A 17,552-nucleotide genomic window follows, 5' to 3' on the forward strand; every position below is an offset into this window, starting at 1 on the left:
GTCTCACCGAGGCTGCAGATGTTTGGTAACGTGCTCCGCGGCATAAAAACATAAACACAATTAAATGAAGAAGGTGTTCCTAACGTCCGCACCAACGAAAGAGCCGGTTGTAACACCGGCTTTTGTCTTTGCATGGTTAGTAAACTTCGCCCAGTTCATGATCTTCTACGTCCTCGTGACGACCATGGCGGGCTACGCCGTCAAGGAGTTTGCGGCCAATAACGCGAGCGCGGGCCTGGCCTCCAGTGCCTTCGTGATCGGCGCGACGGGGGCTCGCGTATTCTCGGGATTCCTGGTGGACGCGGTGGGGCGGCGGCGAGTGCTATTCACCGCGCTGGTGTTGGTCATCGTGACCTGTGCCTTCTACATTCCCGCAAACTCCCTGGGGCTGCTGATCGCCGTGCGCATTATCCACGGCATCGGTTATGCCTTCGCCAGCACCGCAGTGATGGCCGTCGCCCAGTCCGTGATTCCCAATGCACGCCGCGCGGAGGGAACCGGCTACTTCGCTCTGGGTACCACGCTGGCCACCGCGATCGGCCCGGCGCTGGGGCTATGGCTGGTGGGCTCCGTCGGCTACACCACCATGTTCCAGGTCGTGGTGGGCATGTCCATCGTGGCCTTCCTGCTGTCCTTGCTGGTGCGTTCCCCAGAGCCCAAGGGCGCGGATGCGCACCACCACCGTCCCACCTTTAGCCTCTCGGCTATCGTGCACCCGAAGGTTGCCCCCATCGGCTTCTTTATGCTGTTGGTCGGTGTGTGCTACGCAGGTGTGATCACCTACCTGAACAGCTACTCCGAGGACAACGACCTGGTCACCGGCGCCAAATACTTCTTCCTAGCCTATGCACTGGTGACCCTCGTGATGCGCTTCGTTCTGGGCAAGATCCAGGACCAGAAGGGCGACAACATTGTGATCTACCTGGGCTTGGTTACCTTCGCCATCGCCCTGGTTGTGCTCGCGTTTTCTACTCAGGACTGGATGGTGGTTTTGGCCGGTGCGCTGACGGGCTTGGGCTATGGTTCGCTGATGCCGGCCGCGCAGGCGATTTCCGTTAAGGCGGTCGAGCCACACCAGATGGGCGCGGGCATCTCCACGCTCTTCCTGCTGTTGGACGTGGGCGTGGGCTTCGGCCCGATCCTGCTGGGGATGATCGTTTCTGCCACCAGCTACCAGGCGATGTACACACTGCTTGCCGGGCTGGTCGCGGTCAGCGCTGCCGTGTACTTCCTTGTTCACGGCCGGAAGGTTAGCTAGAGTTCGCTAGAGTTCAACCTCCCCTTCCCGCGCCCTGACCCAAGATTGTTCAGGAAGATCGTTCAGGTGCTGCGGGAACCTCCGAAAGGATTCACCGTATGCTGCACGCCGTGAGCTTTGCGTTGGCCGATTCCGTCAACGTGCTGCTCATCGGCGTGCTTTTCGCTGTCGCGGTGATGCACCCGAGGCCGCGCCGCTACGCGCCCATCGCTGCAGTGCTAGTAGCGGGGGACTGGTTCGGGGTGTTCCTTCTGTCGCTGGCCGTGTTGTTGCTGTTCAACGGAATTTCGGACGCCGTGCAGACGGCCTTGGCCTCGCCGATTTTTGGTCTGGTCCTCATCGCGGTGGGTCTTCTAAGTGCCTTTTTGACGCTGCGAGGCGGCGATCCCACCCCGATGATCGATCGCCTGGCCCGCCCCCTCCGCCAAGCGTCGTGGAGGACCTTCCTTTCGGGCATGGCCCTGGGAATCGTTCAGTCGGCGACGTCCGCGCCTTTCTTCGCTGGCTTGGCGTACTTGAGCACCGTGGGGATCAGCTCCGCCGCGAAGTATTTTGCGGTCTTCCTCTACGCCACGCTCGCGCTGAGCCTGCCGGCGCTGTCTGGCCTGGCGCTGGGCTTTGTTCTGCGTAAGCCGGAAAGCGGGCTGGCACGGTTCATTGATGGGCTACGCCATAGGAAGGAACAGATGGTGGCGCTAGCGGGCTATGTGGTGGCGGCGATGCTCATCGTGCTGGGCCTGCTGAGCATCATTTAGGTTCGCCCAGAAACTCCATCCACGTGTCCCATTCGCGCTTGGTCTGCTCCAACCCGTCGTTCCAGGATTGCTCCAGGCGATCCATCCGACGCTCGGTATTGCTGACGTGCATCTTCTCCGGGTAGAACACCAACGCTTGGCCCTTAGCCTCCAGCTCCGCGATCTTGTCGGAGGCCAGGTTGTACTTCGGCGGCCGGTCGATCATTGCCTGAGCTACGGCGGGGCGTGAGCGCAGTAGGGCCTTAACAAGCTGCGGGCTGCGCAGTGCGGGGCGGACGTAGCCCTTGGGCTTAGTGCGAAGCACGAGGAACTTCTCAAAGCCATCCTCGATGGCGGCATCGATCAGCAGGCCACCGGAATCTCCGAGGGCACCATCGACATAATCCACCCCGTCGATGGTGGGCACGGGCATGAGGCCCGGCAGGGTAGAGCTGGCGCGGACCTTGCGCATGAGGTCCGGCAGATCCTTGATGTCCTCGCGGCGCCAATAGACCGTCTCTCCGTTGTCCGCGCGGGTCGCGCCGATGCATACCTGGGAGTTTGAGCGCTGGAAAGTCTCCCAGTCGAAGGGAAGATCATTTCCAGGGGCGCCAGCGGTCTCGTAGATGTACTCGGCGTTGAAGTAGCCGGTGCCACGGAGCAGGGATTTGAATCCGCCGGTTTTTGGGTGGCCGCCGAACTCCACGAAGGACTCGCGAGCGCGCTTCCTATCGCCGGAGAGGAAGTTCACGGTATGAGAAGCACCGGCGCTGATGCCGCCGACCCAGCCGAACTCGATATTGTGCTCCAGCAGCTGGTCGATGCAGGCGGCGGTGTAGCTGTTGCGCATGCCACCGCCCTCGAGCACGAGGGCTACGTCCTTCGCAGACAAGAGGTGAGCCTCCTTAGGCTTCTAGCGGATTTCTATATTTACATGTGTAGCGCACCTGCAGCGCTTAGTGGGCACGCAGCTTCTTTACCCCGCCGACCACCACGGCGATGAGTGCACCGACAAGCAGGCCGAACAGCAAGCTAAAGCCGGTCTCCATCAGCCAGGTAACCGCTCCTCCAAGGTGCTCAAAGCTTTCCACCACGTGGTGAACCGACTGGTACGGCCAGTGCAGGCCCAGCTCGTCGAAGCCAACCAGCAGGATATGACCACCGACCCACAGCATAGCCAGCGTGCCGACGATACCGATGGCGGTGAGCAGTTTCGGCATGCCCTTGACCAGGAGCAGACCGAACTTCTTCATACCCTTGCTGGCGCCTTCCCTGTTGGCGAGGGCAAGCCCGATGTCGTCGATCTTGATCAGCACGCCCACCACGCCATAGACGGCGAAAGTGACAATGAGGCCCACCAGGACCAACACCAGGGCGCGGGTCAGCAGCGGCTGGTCCGCAACCTCGTTGAGAGAGATCACCATGATCTCCGCAGAAAGGATCAGGTCGGTCAAGATCGCCCCGCGCACCAGTGCGCTCTCGGACTGGTCCTTCTCCTCATCGCCCTCGCCGGCCTCATCTTCGCCGGCCTCACCCTCGCTGTGACTACCCAGGCCGACCTTCTCTAGGACCTTTTCAGCGCCTTCGAAAGAAAGGTAGAAACCGCCGAGCATCAGCAGGGGAGTCAGCGCGCCGGGCAGCAGCCAACTCAGCAGCAAAATGATCGGCAGGATAATGATCAGCTTGTTGACGAGGCTGCCCTTGGTGATTTTCCAGATGATCGGCAGCTCGCGAGCCGGGGATACACCAGCGACGAACTTCGGGGTGACGGCGGCGTCATCAATAACAACACCCGCCGCCTTGGTTGAGGTACGTCCGGCGATGGCAGCGACGTCATCTGTCGTGGCCGCGGCCTTCTTGGCGATAAGTGCAATGTCGTCTAGTAGTGCCGCTAGGCCAGCTGCCATGAAATTCTCTTTCTCTTAAGCCGATTGGTTCTCGGCGTGTGCGTCGAGCGCCTCGGTGATGGGGGTGTCGCCCTTGTTGAACTCGATGAAGTGGCCGACCAGGTTCGGGCGATCCACAACCTCGGCGATCACTGCGGCCACATCGGCGCGGGAAACCTGGCTGGCCTGCAGCGCGTCGTCGCCGTTGGCGGTGCCATCAGCCTTCGGGGAGCGTGTTTCGATCTTAGCGGTCGGTTCGTCCATAGTCAGTGCGGACGGGCCGACGATGGTCCACTGGGTCGAAGATGCTCGCAGGTGGTCGTCCGCAGCGGCCTTGGCCTCGCAGTAGGTGAACATGGAGTGATCCTCCGGTACACCGTGATCGGTGCGGGAGTTGAAGTAGCTGACCATGACGAAGCGCTTGGTTCCGGCACCGTCGATGGAGCGGATCGCCGCATCGCGGTCCACACGGAGGGTGCGCGCATCGTCGCCACCGCCCACGCCCGCGGACCAGATGATCACGTCCTGATCGGCGAAAAGTTTCTCGAAGCCGGCCACATCCAGCTGCTCGATGTCCTGCACCACGGCCTTCGCGCCGGTGGCCTCCACATCCTCCACGTGATCGGGGTTGCGAATCACGGAAGTGACGGTGTGGCCGGCCTCTACGAGCTTCGGAGCCGCCAGCAGCGCCACCTTGCCGTGGCCTCCGAGGATCATGATGTTCTGTGCATTCTGGGTCGACATAGCTTCAATGCCTCCTTGAGGTGGGCTTGGTTCGTTCCTAACCACCCTCAACGGTACGGAAAGTCGCACTATTCCATCTATCCCAGCTTTAGTCCGCCTTCGCCACGAGCGGGCCGATGCCACCCGCCCCGATGCATACGGATTCGTCAGATGCACCAGAATCCGCCTCTGCACGCACCAAAAGGATTCCGCCGCCCCCGGAAACCCGCACCCAGCGGGGCTTTAGCTCCGTACCAACGTGCACATCCACGGCACGACTCTTGGTCTCCTTGGCATCCTCCAGCCCGTTGGGCGTGGTGATGGTCAGCGTCATATCCGTGCTGGCCGTCGCGTTCAGCTGCCACGTCCAATCCCCGAACGGCAGAGCGTTATCCAGCAGGATGGCCTGGGAGCGCCCTGCGGCGATGCGCACCCCGCACTCGGGTTCTTTACCTGCGGTGCTTGTTGCGGACGCCACCACCTCCGCATCCACAATCTTCCCCGACTCGTCGATGATCCGTGGCGGCTCGTCTACCTGCGTGACCGCCGGCTGGCCCGTCAGAGTGGAGACCCGGTCATAGGGGTGGACCACCGGTGTGAGGATGTCCAATGGAACCGGCTGATCCAACAGTTGCGGAGGTTCCCCCGAGCCATCCAACTTCGTGGAGGCGCGCAGGTTGGACAGGTAATCGGCGGTCCGGTCATTGCTCCACGCGCCAACCCAGGTGTAGGTGGAGGTAACGCTGATGGCTACCGCACTGAGAATCGCGCCCACCCCAACCCAGCGGGAGCGCGCGGCCGCGAAGCTGGGGGCGGGGCGGTTGGCGAGGTAGGGGCGTCCATAAGAAAGGGCGCAACAACCCACAACCAGTACGGCGAAAGTGAACCAGTCCGCGAAGTAGTGCATAGAGGAGAGCAGCAGCCCGGAAGTGCCGGTGCTGTTGCGAGCGCGGCCCAGCAACATGTAGATGGCGGCCAGGTAGCCGAGAACCAGAAGCAGGCCGAGAAGACGGTGTCGAGTATCGCGACGCAGCCACAAAGCGACCAGGACGAGCAGCAGGGCAATGCTGGCGATGCTCCACCACGTCGGAGCGGTGGCGAAAGTGCTGGAGGGTGACCAGCGATCCCACGACAACGGGCCACCGAGCGCGCCGGGTATCACGGTGGTGAACAGGCTGTTGGGCAGGGCAGACCACAGCGACTGGCTATTCGACTCCTCGCGCGGCAGCGGCGAGAGGGTGAGGAAGAGCAGCGACCAGACGACAAAAAGCGCGCCGGGAGCTGAAAAGAAGCGGGCGATGTCGCGCCGGGCCATGCCCACAAGCACAGCGAGGGCGAGGGCGGCCGGGACGATCGTGAGGGCTTTCTCCGTGAACAGCAGGGCTATGAGCAGAAACCCGGTGGCGAACACGGAGTAGCGGAGAAGCGCCTTGGGGGCTTTGGGAGAAGACAGCAGGCACACCATGAATCCCGCCATGCCGATCTGCCAGGCCAAGGCGTTGATGCCTGCGGACCACCAACCGGCGGCGTCCATGAGGAAAGGGCTGAAAATTAGCGCGGTGTAAAGCCCCAGGGTGGCGAGGCTGCGGCCGGTGAGTTGCACGCATACCTTCGCCCAGAGTGCGGCGGCGAGGGCGCTGAGCAGCATCAGCACAGTGGTGGGGAGCCACCAATTGAGCGGAGCTATGCGATGTGCCAGCACTTGCACGAGTGCGGAAGCCGGCATGAGGTGCCCGTCGTAGCTGGCGAAATAGTCGCCGAGGGAACCGCCGCTGAAGGTGGCGGGGATAAGGAAATCATCCCAGTAGAACGTGCGCTGGCTGAGCTGGAAGCCGCGGACAATGAGGGAGAGCAAAGCCACCGCACCCAGCCAGGCGGTGAACCCGCGGGGTGCGGTGCGGGAAGAGCTGTGTGGTGAAGGCACGGTGAAATGGTGTGGGCGGGGCGGCGCTACTCGCCGGCTTGGCCGCTTTGGTTTCCTGTGCTGACGGGCTGCACCGACAAGTACTCGACCTCCCCGGAGCACCCCTCCAGGTTCTTTACCGGCACGTAGGCGGCCTTGGTCTGCTCCGGTGGGTAGACGCGAAGCCCATCAGCATCCTGGGGCTTGCACTCCTGCGGGTCCAGGGCGCCGACCTGGGTGATTTTCACGGCCGCAGTAGCGGATGCGCCGGGGTCGAGGTTTACATCCTTGCTGGGCACTTCCTTTTCCCTCTGAGCGGGCTTGCCCAGTTGAGTGCCGTTGTGGTTCGCGACCATGGAAACGCCCGGGAAACCGCGCATCGAGCACGGCTTGGAGGAGGTGTTCTTAAAAACTACGTTGACCAGCGTGGAACCGGCTGCCCCCTGCGAGTCTGCGGTGGTGATCTCTAGATCGTTGGTGGCGCACATGCCGTTCTTGCCTACGGAGCCGTCTTCGGCCTTACTGTTGGCCGCGCCGGTGCTGGCTGTGCTGCGATCGGTAAGAGATTGGGCAGAGCTCTCGTCTGCAGATTCCTGGGTAGACGCTGCGTTGGAGGGGGTGGTGTCCTCGTCTTCGCAGGCGGTCAAGGTGAGCGAACCACCGGCGAGTAGCAGTGCGGCTGCGCCCGCGGCCAGGGCGGAGCGAGGAGCGCGGGATCGGGAGGTGACCGGGTGACGGCGTAGGCTCTTCATAGTTATCACTGTAAACACAAGGTAAGTATGTGGCCAATGAGATTGGCGTTTTGTTACCGAATGGTGAGCGGAAAGTGATGGAGCCGTATCCGGCGAGGGGGAGCACTGAAGGTAAGTTTCTTATGTAAATATCGCTTTCAAATCACCGAACCGCCGGAGCGCATTACACTCGGTGGGAAAGAACGTTCTCAACTTCACTGCTAGAGAGGCGAAGAATTAACCATGGGCTTCAACCCTGATTTCGAACCATTCCGTCTGCCCGACGAGTACCTCGCACTGCGCGAGGCCATCCGCGACCTGGCCGAGCAGCAGATCGCACCCCACGCCAAGGACGTTGACGAAGAAGAGCGCTTCCCACAGGAGGCCCTGGAGGCCCTGAACGCCGCAGGCTTCAACGCGATCCACGTTCCGGAGGAGTACGGCGGCCAGGGCGGCGACTCCCTCGCAGCGGTCATCGTCATCGAGGAGGTTGCCCGCGTTTGTGGTTCTTCCTCCCTCATCCCGGCCGTGAACAAGCTGGGCACCATGGGCCTGATTCTGCAGGGCTCCGAGGAACTGAAGAAGGAAGTCCTGCCGGATATTGCTAACGGTGCGATGGCTTCCTACGCGCTCACGGAGCGCGAGGCTGGTTCTGACGCCGGCGCGATGAAGACCCGCGCTGTCCGTGACGGCGACGAGTGGGTTATTAACGGCTCCAAGTGCTTCATCACTAACGGTGGTAAGTCCACCTGGTACACCGTGATGGCCGTGACCGATCCGGAGGCCGGCGCGCGCGGCATCTCTGCGTTCATGGTGAACAAGGATGACCCGGGCTTCAGTGTTTCCGGTTACGAGCACAAGCTGGGCATCAAGGGTTCCCCGACGGCTGAGCTTTTGTTCGAGGACTGCCGCGTTCCGGCTTCCCGCATGATCGGCGAGGAAGGCACCGGCTTCAAGACTGCTCTGCAGACCCTGGATCACACCCGTCCGACCATTGGCGCGCAAGCTCTGGGCATCGCTCAGGGTGCGTTCGACCAGGCCGTTGCGTATGTGAAGGAGCGCAAGCAGTTCGGCAAGGCTATCGCCGACTTCCAGAACACCCAGTTCATGCTGGCCGATATGAAGATGAAGATCGACGCAGCCCGCCTGATGATCTACACTGCGGCCTCCAATGCGGAGCGTGGCGTGGCTGAGGATGGTGCCAAGCTGGGCCTGATGGCTGCAGGCTCCAAGGCCTTCGCCTCTGACATCGCCATGGAGGTCACGGTGGACGCCGTCCAGCTGCTCGGTGGCTACGGCTTCACCCGCGACTTCCCGCTGGAGCGCATGATGCGCGATGCTAAGATCACCCAGATCTACGAGGGCACCAACCAGATCTGCCGTATGGTGATGGGGCGCCAGATCCTGGCGTAGCGGGCCGCAGCCCGTTCCCAGGGGGGAGGGCTCCCGCAATGTAGCTGCAGCGACAAAGGGTCCGAGCAGGATTGGAGATAGACGATGGAATTTGGGGTATTTGAAGATCCTGCTCGGGACATCTACGAAGAATTCCTCGAGCGCTACGAACAGCAGTATTACGCAGCAGGCTTAGATGATGCTTTCGATGCAGATCTAGGCGGCGAATGTGAGTATGCGTTGATGGATGCGGTGTTATTCAACGACGGCACCGAGGTGGTTATCGCACCTGACATGCTGGACAAGATTCTTTCTCTATTCTCCCCACAGAGCGAAAACGGTGAGATCCTGCGCGAGCATCTGCAGGAATGCCGCCCTGACTACGTAGAACGACCTATGCAGTAAGAAGATAAGTAGCCAGTAATGCTATTGGGGATTGCTGTATCGAGGAAGCTTCCGAGAACGGGGTCTCAAATAGTCGGAGAATTCGGAGATAGGCTATGGCTGTGGTCGACCCAATTTTAGAGATTTACGAAGAGTTTCTCGAACGCTACGAACAACAGTTTCTCGCTGCCGACATGGAAGAGGTTTTCTTCTCCTCTTTAGGTGGCGAATTCGAAACCACTCTTTTTAACGCTGTAGTCACTAGTGTGCGTTCAGAGGTAAAAATCGCTGATGACATGCTAGATAAGATCCTCTCCCTTTTCAGCCCAGACAGTTTTTTCGGACAGGTGCTACGCGAAGACCTAAAGAAATACCGACCTGATTACGTAGAACGGCCTGTGCCGTAAGAAAAAGAGTGGCCAGTAATGCTATTGGGAATTGCTGTATCGAGGAAGCGTCCTAGAACGGTGACTCTAATGGCCGGAGAATTCGAAGGAAGACGAAAGTGATCGAAAACCCTGCTCTAGCAATCTACGAAGAATTTCTCGAACGCTACGAACAGCAGTTCATTGCCGCAGACATGGATGAAGTATTCAGTCCAGCATGGGGAGGAGAATTCGAAGCAGCTCTCTTCGACGCAGTACTCACAAGCGCTGGCACGGAGGTCGTCATCGCGGATGACATGCTCGACAAGATACTAAGTCTGTATTCCCCCGAAAGCTACTTCGGCAAGGTGCTACGCGAAGACCTAAAGAAATACCGGCCTGATTATGTAGAACGGCCTGTGCAGTAACACGGCCTGTCAGTTCGGTAGTCCGCCCAACCAGACGGTGATCTGAACTGAGTCGTTGTAATACCTGGCTCGAGTTCCAGGAGAACTAAACGCCATGCCGGACGGCTTTTGCACCCCGCGTGGATGTATGAGAAAAGCACTTTCTCTTACTTCCGAGATGGTTGGAGTACATGTCCTTGCCATCGCCATTGGCTCTGATCTTGGCGTGCTTGCTGGAAATGTGAGATAGGCGGTTTCCGAAGTATGTCACCGCCCACTCGAACCCATCAAAATCGGGGTCGTACTTATAAGCAGCAATTCTTCCCAGAAGCGCGCACAGCCAGTCTGCGCACTGCACAGTTTGATAGAGGTGACTTTCCACCTCGAGAGGCGGTTCGAGGAGCTTTTCCGCGCTCTCATTGGTGAACATGAAAGCAGCGCTAGACGCGAAAATCTCTGCACGCTCTCTGGGGCCCTGTTTATCGAGAATCAGGAGGTAATTCTCATCGCTTGGGAGGCTCCAGCCAATACGCTGGATCAGCTGTTTCATAGCATGGTCGTACCGATCCTTTTCATACTCTCCAGTATCTTCGTTTGTTCCTCGAGGTTTCTCCTGTCCGTAGAAGACAACTTGGGCGTCTAGCTTGTCGAGGATGTTGAGAAGTCGGTTAATAAGGCGGCGCAGTTCAGAGTATTTCTGGGCGTTGCGGGTGGTGAGTAGTGCTGCACCCTTCTTCTCCCAATGCTCTACCTTCTTGCCTTTAGCCCTAACTTTGGCTTCTATTTCCTCTCTGAGCCCCGTTTCTTTTAGGTGTTTGAAAGAGCCGGAGAGTCGTCGGACATTCTGAGCGGGGATTATGAATCCACCGATGCCGAAAACTGGGTGGGTCTTAAAACGTGCATCGTATCGATTGACGTATGCGCCGTTGTGCCCAAATTCGTCGAAGTATCCGATGTGCATTGATTCCCCCTAATATGCACGAAAGCCCGTGTGGTGTTCACACGAGCCTCGGAAGTGGAGCACCTAGGTGCGTCCTCTACCGAGTCTAGTGTGGCTAGCTATCTGTGGTCAATATGCAGTGCGGGTTATGGCGTATTCAAATCGCCATTCGTCCGGGGCTGTGTAAGAGCTTCGCAGAGCTTTAGTTTCAGGGTTGCCTGAACATAACGATTATGTCCTCCGCACCCGACAGAAGGAGTAAAGGTGTTCGATTTCGGGCTGATGGCATGGCTGTCGAGGGCGCTAGTAACCCAAACGCACGCCCTGGGTGGCCAGCCAATCGGCCACGCTGCCGTGCTCGTGCAGCCCATCCAGCAGTCGCTGCGTGGAATCCAGCGCTCTGCGGGCTTCGTCGGCGGTGATGTAACCCGCCAGGAGTGCTTCGCCCAACTCGTCCAGGTCCAGTACCTGGACTTTCGTCTTTGAAGATGTGCCCGGGACGTAGCTAGAGCTCGACTGAGATTGTTCTGGGGAGGGAGCCTCCGGGAGGTGCGTCACCACATCCACGTAAATGTCGCGGGTGCGCCAGGTTGGTGGGGTGGTGGCGTCATCAATCTCGATAAAGGCTATGTCTATATAGAGATCCTGCGTGGGCTCGATACCGTCGAAGAAGTGGAACTTATTGAGGCGAATGTCCAGGTGGGGGACTAGCCAGGATTCGAGGTAGTGAAAACGCGGGTGGCCGGGAGTGGGGCGGCGCATGTAAAGCACTGGGTTGGGGTGGGCAGTGCCAGACTGCACAGTGGCGGGCTGGTTGGGGGAGAGCTCGTAGGCGTCTACGGCGCGCTCGAAGCCCTTCGGGTCGATGTTGATCGCGCGGGCGAGGTCGAAGGTTTCTTGCTTTACTTTATGCAGATCGGCCATGGTTCTGAGCGGTTGCGGTGAGTAGTGCGGGCGGGTCCAGAGGGGGTGTGGGGAGAGCGAGGTGTAGGTAGTGAATGCGGATATGAAAAAGGCCGCGCAGATATGCGCGGCCGAGGGGGCTTGAAGGCTCTGGAGTGTCTAGGCGAAAGCTACTAGACCTGCAGCAGTGCCGCGGTCGGCAGGAAGTTGCAGTTGGAGTTGCCGGACTCCTTCTCGTGAGTGGTTACGCCACCCTCGAGCAGGGCGATGACGGTGCCCTTGCCAGTCTTGGCAACACCGTTAACGGTGGCCGGACCCTTCGGATTGATGCCGGTGTAGCCCAGCGGGGTGCGGCCCATCTTGCCAGTGTTGATGTTGATCCAGTGGACGTTCATCGCGGTGGTCTGCTTCTTAGCTACCGTGCCGGTGCCCATTGCGGTGAAGACGAAGTTGACCTCGCCAGCGCCGATGCCTGGCAGCGGAAGCTTTGCTGGTCCGGGCACGCCCATTGCGGTGCCGACAGCCTTGTTCTTGCCGCCGATGCACTGGCCGGAAACGGTCGGCCAACCGAACTGGGTGAACGCCGGGGCGTTCTCCGGAACGTCAACGCCCGGCTTGCCATCGCCACGGAAGAAGCCGACCAGCTTCTTCAGGGAAGCCTTCACGTTCGGCGGCAGCTGCGGATTGTTGGCGAAAGCCTCGATCTGATCCAGGACGTGCGGCGCGGGGCGGCCCAGGTGATCGATGGAGCCCTGTACCTGGGCGCCGGCGGTAGTAGGAGCCACCACGGTCGGGACTGCCAGTGCGCAGGCAGTGGTCAGTGCAGCGGCGGCACGGGTCAAGCGTCGAGAGAAAGCCACGGTGAACCTTTCGGGTTTTTATTCAGTCATCTCAAATGCGTTTAAACAGAAGATGGGAACAACATTAGTCACATCTGTCACATTTGTCACGCTAGTAACGTTCGCTGGGAACCTTTTGTAAACAATAACACCTGTCTGCAAGCTTTTCTCAAGGTTTTGGGAAAAACTTCTTCGCGCCCTATGCGTTATTGTGGAGGACCAAAGGAGTAGGCTGTGAAAGGTTCCCCTGAAGTGCCTACACTGCACAACTAGCTTGAACTCTAGACTCTAAACACCCAAGTAAAGGAAAGTTCGGATCTGTGTCTTTGACTGAATTCCGCAATGTCGCCATCGTCGCGCACGTCGATCACGGCAAGACCACTCTCGTCGACGCCATGCTGCACCAGTCCGGCGCCTTCTCTTCGCACGGCGAAGTTGAAGAGCGCGTGATGGACTCTGGCGACCTGGAACGGGAAAAGGGCATCACGATCCTGGCGAAGAACACTGCCATCCACCGCAAGGGTCTGGGTAAAGAGGGTAGCGACCTGATCATTAACGTGATCGATACGCCCGGCCACGCCGACTTCGGCGGTGAGGTCGAGCGCGCCCTGTCCATGGTGGACGGTGTGGTTCTTCTTGTTGACGCCTCTGAGGGTCCACTGCCGCAGACCCGTTTCGTGCTGGGCAAGGCCCTGGCTGCCAAGATGCCGGTGATCATCTGCGTGAACAAGACCGACCGCCCGGACGCCCGCATCGATGAGGTCGTTGAAGAGTCCCAGGACCTGCTGCTGGAGCTGGCCTCCACCCTGGAGGACGACGAGGCTGCAGAGGCCGCCGAGCAGCTGCTGGACCTTCCTGTGCTGTACACCTCCGGCCGCGAGGGCAAGGCATCCACCGAGAACCCGGGTAACGGTAACGTTCCGGACTCCGAGGACCTGCAGCCGCTGTTCGACGTGCTCTACGACGTTCTGCCGGAGCCTTCCGCAGACGTGGATGGCCCGCTGCAGGCGCACGTCACCAACCTGGACTCCTCCTCCTTCCTGGGTCGCATTGGCCTGGTGCGCATCCACGCCGGCCGACTGCGTAAGGGCCAGCAGGTCGCCTGGATCCACTACGACGAGGACGGTAAGGAGCACGTCAAGACCGCCAAGGTGGCCGAGCTACTGCGCACCGAGGGCGTGACCCGCGTGCCGGCCGAGGAAATGATCGCCGGCGACATCGCCGCTATCTCCGGCATCGAGGACATCATGATTGGCGATACCCTGGCTGATCCCGAGAACCCGGTTGCCCTGCCGCGCATTACCGTCGACGAGCCCGCGATCTCCATGACCATCGGCGTGAACACCTCTCCGATGGCAGGCCGTGGCGGCGGCGACAAGCTGACCGCCCGTATGGTCAAGGCTCGCCTGGATCAGGAGCTGATCGGTAACGTCTCCCTGCGCGTGCTGCCCACCGAACGTCCGGATGCCTGGGAGGTTCAGGGCCGTGGCGAGATGGCTCTCTCCGTTCTGGTGGAAACCATGCGACGTGAAGGTTTCGAGCTGACCGTCGGTAAGCCGCAGGTGGTTACCCGCACCATCGACGGTACGGTTTACGAGCCCTACGAAAACCTGGTCATCGACGTCCCGGAGGAGCACCTCGGCGCCGTCACCCAGCTGCTGGCCGCCCGCAAGGGCCGCATGGAGTCCATGGACAACACTGGCACCGGCTGGATCCGCATGAAGTTCATCGTTCCGGCCCGTGGCCTGATCGGCTTCCGCACCGTGTTCATGACCGAAACCCGCGGCACCGGCATTGCCAACAGTTACTCCGCTGGCTACGAGCCGTGGGCGGGCGAGATCAAGGGCCGCGCCTCCGGCTCCCTGGTTGCCGACCGCTCCGGCCAGATCACCGCCTACGCGCTGATCCAGCTGGCGGACCGCGGCACCTTCTTCGTCGAGCCGGGCGCAGAGGCTTACGAGGGCATGGTCGTCGGCGCGAACAACCGCGACGAGGACATGGACATCAACATCACCAAGGAAAAGAAGCTGACCAACATGCGTTCCGCAACCGCGGACGCGACGGTGACCTTGGCCAAGGCCCGCACCCTGACCCTGGAAGAGGCCATGGAGTTCTGTGGCTTCGACGAGTGCGTTGAGGTAACTCCGGAGGTCATCCGCGTGCGCAAGGTGACCTTGAACGCCACCGATCGCGCCCGTGCCCGTTCCCGCGAGAAGCAGCGCAATAACAACTCCTAAAGTTGCCCTTGTTCTCATTCTTTCCACTGTCTAGCTCGTCGGCGCGCCGTTCTACCGGCGCACGCCGTCGCGGTTTTTGGGGTGTGACGCCCACCGCCGCGACCGCCCTGACGTCGGCGACACTCGCCTTAACGCTGGCCGCCTGCCAGGCGAATCCGGGCGAGGCTCCGACGGTGGAAGACCCTTCCGCCTCCACCCAAACTCAGCAGCCGCAGCCGGTTGATGAGAGCCTGCGGGAGATCGCGGTGGGCGTGGATCGCTTCACCGGCAACCTCAACCCGCACCTGGTGGGTAACCGCAACCCGGTGGTGGCGGCGGTTGCCGACTTGACCCTGCCGAGCGTCTACACAGATGGCTCGATGGGGGAGAACCTCAACGATGATCTGATCAGCGAGGTCAAGCCAAACGACCGGGAGAATCCGACGGAAGTGGTCTATACCCTGCAGCCGGAGGCGCAGTGGTCCGACGGCACGCCCATCACTATCTCCGACTTCCAATACCTGCATAAAGCGATTGTGGACGAGCCCCTCGCGGAGGCGAAGGGGCTGTACCGCCACATCACCTCCATCGAGCCGGAGAAGAAGGAAAAGAGCTTCAAAGTCACCTTCGATAAGCCTCTGAGTTCCTGGAAGCGACTGTTCACCCACCTTTTGCCCAGCCACATTTACCGGGCAGAGGGGCGCAGCTTCAGCACGATGATGGACGGGGGCTCCGTCGCTTCTGCGGGGCAGTACTCCGTGAAGTCCGTGGACGAGGGGCGCGGCCTGCTGGAACTGCAGCGCAACGACCGTTACTGGGGTTCTAAGGCGGCCAAGACGGACATCATCCGCTTCACCGCCGTGCCGAATGAATCTACTGGCGCGCAGATGATGCGCACTGAGCAGATCCAGATGTACATGACGCACCGTTCGGCCACCACCGACCTGGCTCTTAACCAGCTGCCCTACACGCAGATGCGCAACACCGCTCGGGGGGTGCAGCTGAACCTGCAGCTCAACCAGGCCAGCCCGATTTTCGCTGACCAGCAAACCCGCCGCCGGGTACTGGGCGCAATCAACGCGGAGAGGATCGCACGTATCGTCTCCCAGGATCCGGAGGTGGAGGCCCCGCGCTGGAACGTCACCCCGAAAACCGCCGCGGAAATGCCGCGTAACCTGCAGTCCGACCAGCGCCCAGACGGCATCGTCATCGGCGCAGTCACTGACGATCAGGTAGCGGTGGATGCCGCCCGCTCCGTCGTGGACCAGTTGCTGCACGCCGGAATTCCCGCCACCGTGCGCACTGGTAACGCGGGGGAAATTCTCGGCTCGGCTGTGGAGCAGGGAGAAGTCGATGGCGTGGTGACGTGGCAGCGTAGCCCGCAGGCCACCTTCGACTATGTGGAACAGTACGGTTGCACCACCGCTCCCGTAGGGGAAGACTCCGCGAAGCCGTCTGGCGACGCAGATTCGAAGGACCCGGCTGAGGGGAACGACAGCGGGGACGAAGGGGCGTCACACCCCAACATCCCCAAGGGCGGCAACCTCAGCGGCACTTGCGACCGTGACCTGGAAGAACGCCTCAACAAGCTCAGCGAAGGCCGTGCCGACCTCAACGACGAGCGGGAGAAGCTCGACGAGCGGATCGCGGAGATCTCCACGGTGCTGCCCATCCTGTCCGACCGTTTCACCGTGGTGACGTCGGACAGGCTCAACGGACCGACCCCGGGGCTGGAAGACTGGCCACTGGATAACAGCAGCTCGGTGCTGATCTCGGCGCCACGGTGGACCCTGAGCCCCATCGAGGAAAACAAACGCAACGCCGCAGAGAATGCCCTCAAGGAGGATTAACCCGTGACCAGCACCCCCGCCGAAACGCAGAAGATCACCGTGATGGCGGTGCATGCGCACCCGGACGACGAAACCCTGTGGACGGGGCTGGCGCTGGCTAAGGCGCGGCGGTTGGGCCACGACGTTTCTGTGGTCACCTGCACCCTCGGCGAGGAAGGCGAGGTTATCGGGGAGAAGTATCAAGCTCTTGTGGACGCCCAACAGTACGAGCACGGCACGGGAATGCTCGGTGGTTACCGTATTGCTGAGCTGCAGCGGGCGCTCAGTGCGCTGGGTGTGCAGCACGGGCCGAACCTTCTGGGCGGCTGCGGTGCGTGGCGAGATTCAGGCATGGAGGGCAGCGAGTCCATCCGCCACCCGCGGGCTTTTGCACGCGAAGATGAGGCCGCGCAAGATTTGCTGGATACGCAGGTCGAGCAGCTGATTGAGCAGATTCAGCGCGTCCGGCCGGAGGTGATTCTGACGTACGCTGCCGACGGTGGCTACGGGCACCCGGACCACAAGCAGGTGCACCGCATTGTGCACGAGGCCGTGCGGCAGCTGAGCGGCGCGGGTGCGGAAGGTGCTGGCGCAGACGTCTTCGTTCCCAGCCAGGTGCTGTGGTGCGTGACGGAGGAAGAGAAGTTCGCCGAGGGCATGCAGGGCCTCGAGGAGGACCCGGCGGCCGTGCCCGAAGGCTGGACCTTGCCTGCAGAGGGGGAGATCGCGACCGTGCCGTCTGCGGAGGTGGACCTGGTTATCCACGGCACCGCCGAGGACGTGGCGGCCAAGCAGGCCGCTATGCGCGCCCACGCCACCCAGATTTGGGTGGCTGATGGCACGGCCTCGGACGTCAATGACCAGGCGCGGGACTCTAACCCGCCGGCACCCACGGCCACGACCCTGTTCTGCCTGTCGAACCTCATTACCCAGCCGCTGCTGGATAGCGAAAGCTATCGCCTGGGTTGGACGGCCCCCGGCGTGCCCGAGGATTTCTTCGCCCGCGCGCTGGGGACTTAAGCCCTAAACCGCGTTGCCTTGG

The 17,552-nt window shown here is 61.0% G+C and carries 17 protein-coding genes; 9 read left to right on the forward strand and 8 right to left on the reverse strand.

What is annotated here, in order from left to right; genetic code table 11:
* Positions 1 to 64 precede the first annotated feature (64 nt).
* Positions 65 to 1,258, forward strand: coding sequence for an MFS transporter (locus QKE30_RS02425; RefSeq protein ID WP_035012368.1), 1,194 nt, complete (start codon positions 65 to 67; stop codon positions 1,256 to 1,258).
* A gap of 98 nt (positions 1,259 to 1,356) precedes the next feature.
* Positions 1,357 to 2,013, forward strand: coding sequence for a hypothetical protein (locus tag QKE30_RS02430; protein ID WP_035012369.1), 657 nt, complete (start codon positions 1,357 to 1,359; stop codon positions 2,011 to 2,013).
* On the opposite strand, the gene QKE30_RS02435 is transcribed toward QKE30_RS02430, so the two are convergent.
* From QKE30_RS02435 to QKE30_RS02455, 5 genes are all read right to left on the reverse strand, one after another.
* Complete coding sequence (locus QKE30_RS02435; protein WP_347934009.1) at positions 2,006 to 2,884, reverse strand: patatin family protein; 879 nt, start codon at positions 2,882 to 2,884, stop codon at positions 2,006 to 2,008. The two genes, QKE30_RS02430 and QKE30_RS02435, sit on opposite strands and share 8 nt — an antisense overlap.
* Positions 2,885 to 2,948: 64 nt before the next feature.
* Positions 2,949 to 3,899 (reverse strand): DUF808 domain-containing protein, encoded by a 951-nt coding sequence (locus tag QKE30_RS02440; RefSeq protein WP_347934011.1) that lies wholly within the window; start codon positions 3,897 to 3,899, stop codon positions 2,949 to 2,951.
* A 15-nt stretch (positions 3,900 to 3,914) separates the two neighbouring features.
* The gene (locus QKE30_RS02445) at positions 3,915 to 4,622 is read right to left on the reverse strand and encodes an SDR family oxidoreductase (protein ID WP_347934012.1); all 708 of its coding nucleotides are present in this window, start codon (positions 4,620 to 4,622) and stop codon (positions 3,915 to 3,917) included.
* 88 nt (positions 4,623 to 4,710) lie between these two features.
* Positions 4,711 to 6,525 carry a hypothetical protein gene (locus tag QKE30_RS02450; RefSeq protein ID WP_239200182.1) on the reverse strand — a complete coding sequence of 605 codons (1,815 nt, stop codon included), beginning with the start codon at positions 6,523 to 6,525 and terminating at the stop codon, positions 4,711 to 4,713.
* Positions 6,526 to 6,551: 26 nt separating this feature from the next.
* Positions 6,552 to 7,256 carry a DUF4232 domain-containing protein gene (locus QKE30_RS02455; RefSeq protein WP_239200179.1) on the reverse strand — a complete coding sequence of 235 codons (705 nt, stop codon included), beginning with the start codon at positions 7,254 to 7,256 and terminating at the stop codon, positions 6,552 to 6,554.
* A gap of 222 nt (positions 7,257 to 7,478) precedes the next feature.
* Between QKE30_RS02455 and QKE30_RS02460 the strand changes: the two genes are divergently transcribed.
* The 4 genes from QKE30_RS02460 to QKE30_RS02475 all read left to right on the forward strand — a co-directional run bounded on the left by QKE30_RS02460 (position 7,479) and on the right by QKE30_RS02475 (position 9,804).
* Entirely contained in the window at positions 7,479 to 8,648 is a 1,170-nt protein-coding gene (locus QKE30_RS02460) for an acyl-CoA dehydrogenase family protein (RefSeq protein WP_034985701.1), read from the forward strand.
* 84 nt (positions 8,649 to 8,732) lie between these two features.
* Entirely contained in the window at positions 8,733 to 9,032 is a 300-nt protein-coding gene (locus QKE30_RS02465) for a hypothetical protein (RefSeq protein ID WP_239200176.1), read from the forward strand.
* Between the two features lie 95 nt (positions 9,033 to 9,127).
* Positions 9,128 to 9,418, forward strand: a complete 291-nt coding sequence (locus QKE30_RS02470; RefSeq protein WP_239200173.1) for a hypothetical protein — start codon at positions 9,128 to 9,130, stop codon at positions 9,416 to 9,418.
* A gap of 98 nt (positions 9,419 to 9,516) precedes the next feature.
* Positions 9,517 to 9,804, forward strand: coding sequence for a hypothetical protein (locus QKE30_RS02475; RefSeq protein ID WP_239200170.1), 288 nt, complete (start codon positions 9,517 to 9,519; stop codon positions 9,802 to 9,804).
* A gap of 85 nt (positions 9,805 to 9,889) precedes the next feature.
* On the opposite strand, the gene QKE30_RS02480 is transcribed toward QKE30_RS02475, so the two are convergent.
* From QKE30_RS02480 to QKE30_RS02490, 3 genes are all read right to left on the reverse strand, one after another.
* Complete coding sequence (locus QKE30_RS02480; protein ID WP_239200167.1) at positions 9,890 to 10,744, reverse strand: DUF3800 domain-containing protein; 855 nt, start codon at positions 10,742 to 10,744, stop codon at positions 9,890 to 9,892.
* A 282-nt stretch (positions 10,745 to 11,026) separates the two neighbouring features.
* Entirely contained in the window at positions 11,027 to 11,647 is a 621-nt protein-coding gene (locus QKE30_RS02485; protein WP_239200164.1) for a DUF402 domain-containing protein, read from the reverse strand.
* Positions 11,648 to 11,799: 152 nt separating this feature from the next.
* On the reverse strand, positions 11,800 to 12,486 hold the full coding sequence (locus tag QKE30_RS02490; RefSeq protein WP_035005571.1) for a hypothetical protein: 687 nt from the start codon (positions 12,484 to 12,486) through the stop codon (positions 11,800 to 11,802).
* 299 nt (positions 12,487 to 12,785) lie between these two features.
* On the opposite strand from QKE30_RS02490, the gene typA reads away from it, so the two are divergent.
* The 3 genes from typA to mshB are packed head-to-tail and all read left to right on the forward strand — an operon-like array spanning position 12,786 to position 17,530.
* Positions 12,786 to 14,702 carry a translational GTPase TypA gene (gene typA, locus QKE30_RS02495; protein WP_071057119.1) on the forward strand — a complete coding sequence of 639 codons (1,917 nt, stop codon included), beginning with the start codon at positions 12,786 to 12,788 and terminating at the stop codon, positions 14,700 to 14,702.
* Positions 14,703 to 14,710: 8 nt separating this feature from the next.
* Positions 14,711 to 16,531: an ABC transporter family substrate-binding protein gene (locus tag QKE30_RS02500; protein ID WP_256329868.1), complete on the forward strand. Its 1,821-nt coding sequence runs from the start codon at positions 14,711 to 14,713 to the stop codon at positions 16,529 to 16,531.
* 3 nt (positions 16,532 to 16,534) lie between these two features.
* Positions 16,535 to 17,530, forward strand: coding sequence for an N-acetyl-1-D-myo-inositol-2-amino-2-deoxy-alpha-D-glucopyranoside deacetylase (gene mshB, locus QKE30_RS02505; protein WP_071057115.1), 996 nt, complete (start codon positions 16,535 to 16,537; stop codon positions 17,528 to 17,530).
* Positions 17,531 to 17,552 lie beyond the last annotated feature (22 nt).

It is taken from the genome of Corynebacterium sp. c24Ua_83 (genome assembly GCF_039907245.1).
Lineage (GTDB): Bacteria > Actinomycetota > Actinomycetes > Mycobacteriales > Mycobacteriaceae > Corynebacterium.

What these genes read in the sequence shown, in the direction of transcription:
- QKE30_RS02425 (WP_035012368.1), top strand. Translation starts at nt 65, where the DNA reads ATGAAGAAGGTGTTCCTAACGTCCGCACCAACGAAAGAGCCGGTTGTA.
- QKE30_RS02430 (WP_035012369.1), top strand. Translation starts at nt 1,357, where the DNA reads ATGCTGCACGCCGTGAGCTTTGCGTTGGCCGATTCCGTCAACGTGCTG.
- QKE30_RS02440 (WP_347934011.1), bottom strand. Translation starts at nt 3,899, where the DNA reads ATGGCAGCTGGCCTAGCGGCACTACTAGACGACATTGCACTTATCGCC.
- QKE30_RS02445 (WP_347934012.1), bottom strand. Translation starts at nt 4,622, where the DNA reads ATGTCGACCCAGAATGCACAGAACATCATGATCCTCGGAGGCCACGGC.
- QKE30_RS02455 (WP_239200179.1), bottom strand. Translation starts at nt 7,256, where the DNA reads ATGAAGAGCCTACGCCGTCACCCGGTCACCTCCCGATCCCGCGCTCCT.
- QKE30_RS02460 (WP_034985701.1), top strand. Translation starts at nt 7,479, where the DNA reads ATGGGCTTCAACCCTGATTTCGAACCATTCCGTCTGCCCGACGAGTAC.
- QKE30_RS02465 (WP_239200176.1), top strand. Translation starts at nt 8,733, where the DNA reads ATGGAATTTGGGGTATTTGAAGATCCTGCTCGGGACATCTACGAAGAA.
- QKE30_RS02470 (WP_239200173.1), top strand. Translation starts at nt 9,128, where the DNA reads ATGGCTGTGGTCGACCCAATTTTAGAGATTTACGAAGAGTTTCTCGAA.
- QKE30_RS02480 (WP_239200167.1), bottom strand. Translation starts at nt 10,744, where the DNA reads ATGCACATCGGATACTTCGACGAATTTGGGCACAACGGCGCATACGTC.
- QKE30_RS02485 (WP_239200164.1), bottom strand. Translation starts at nt 11,647, where the DNA reads ATGGCCGATCTGCATAAAGTAAAGCAAGAAACCTTCGACCTCGCCCGC.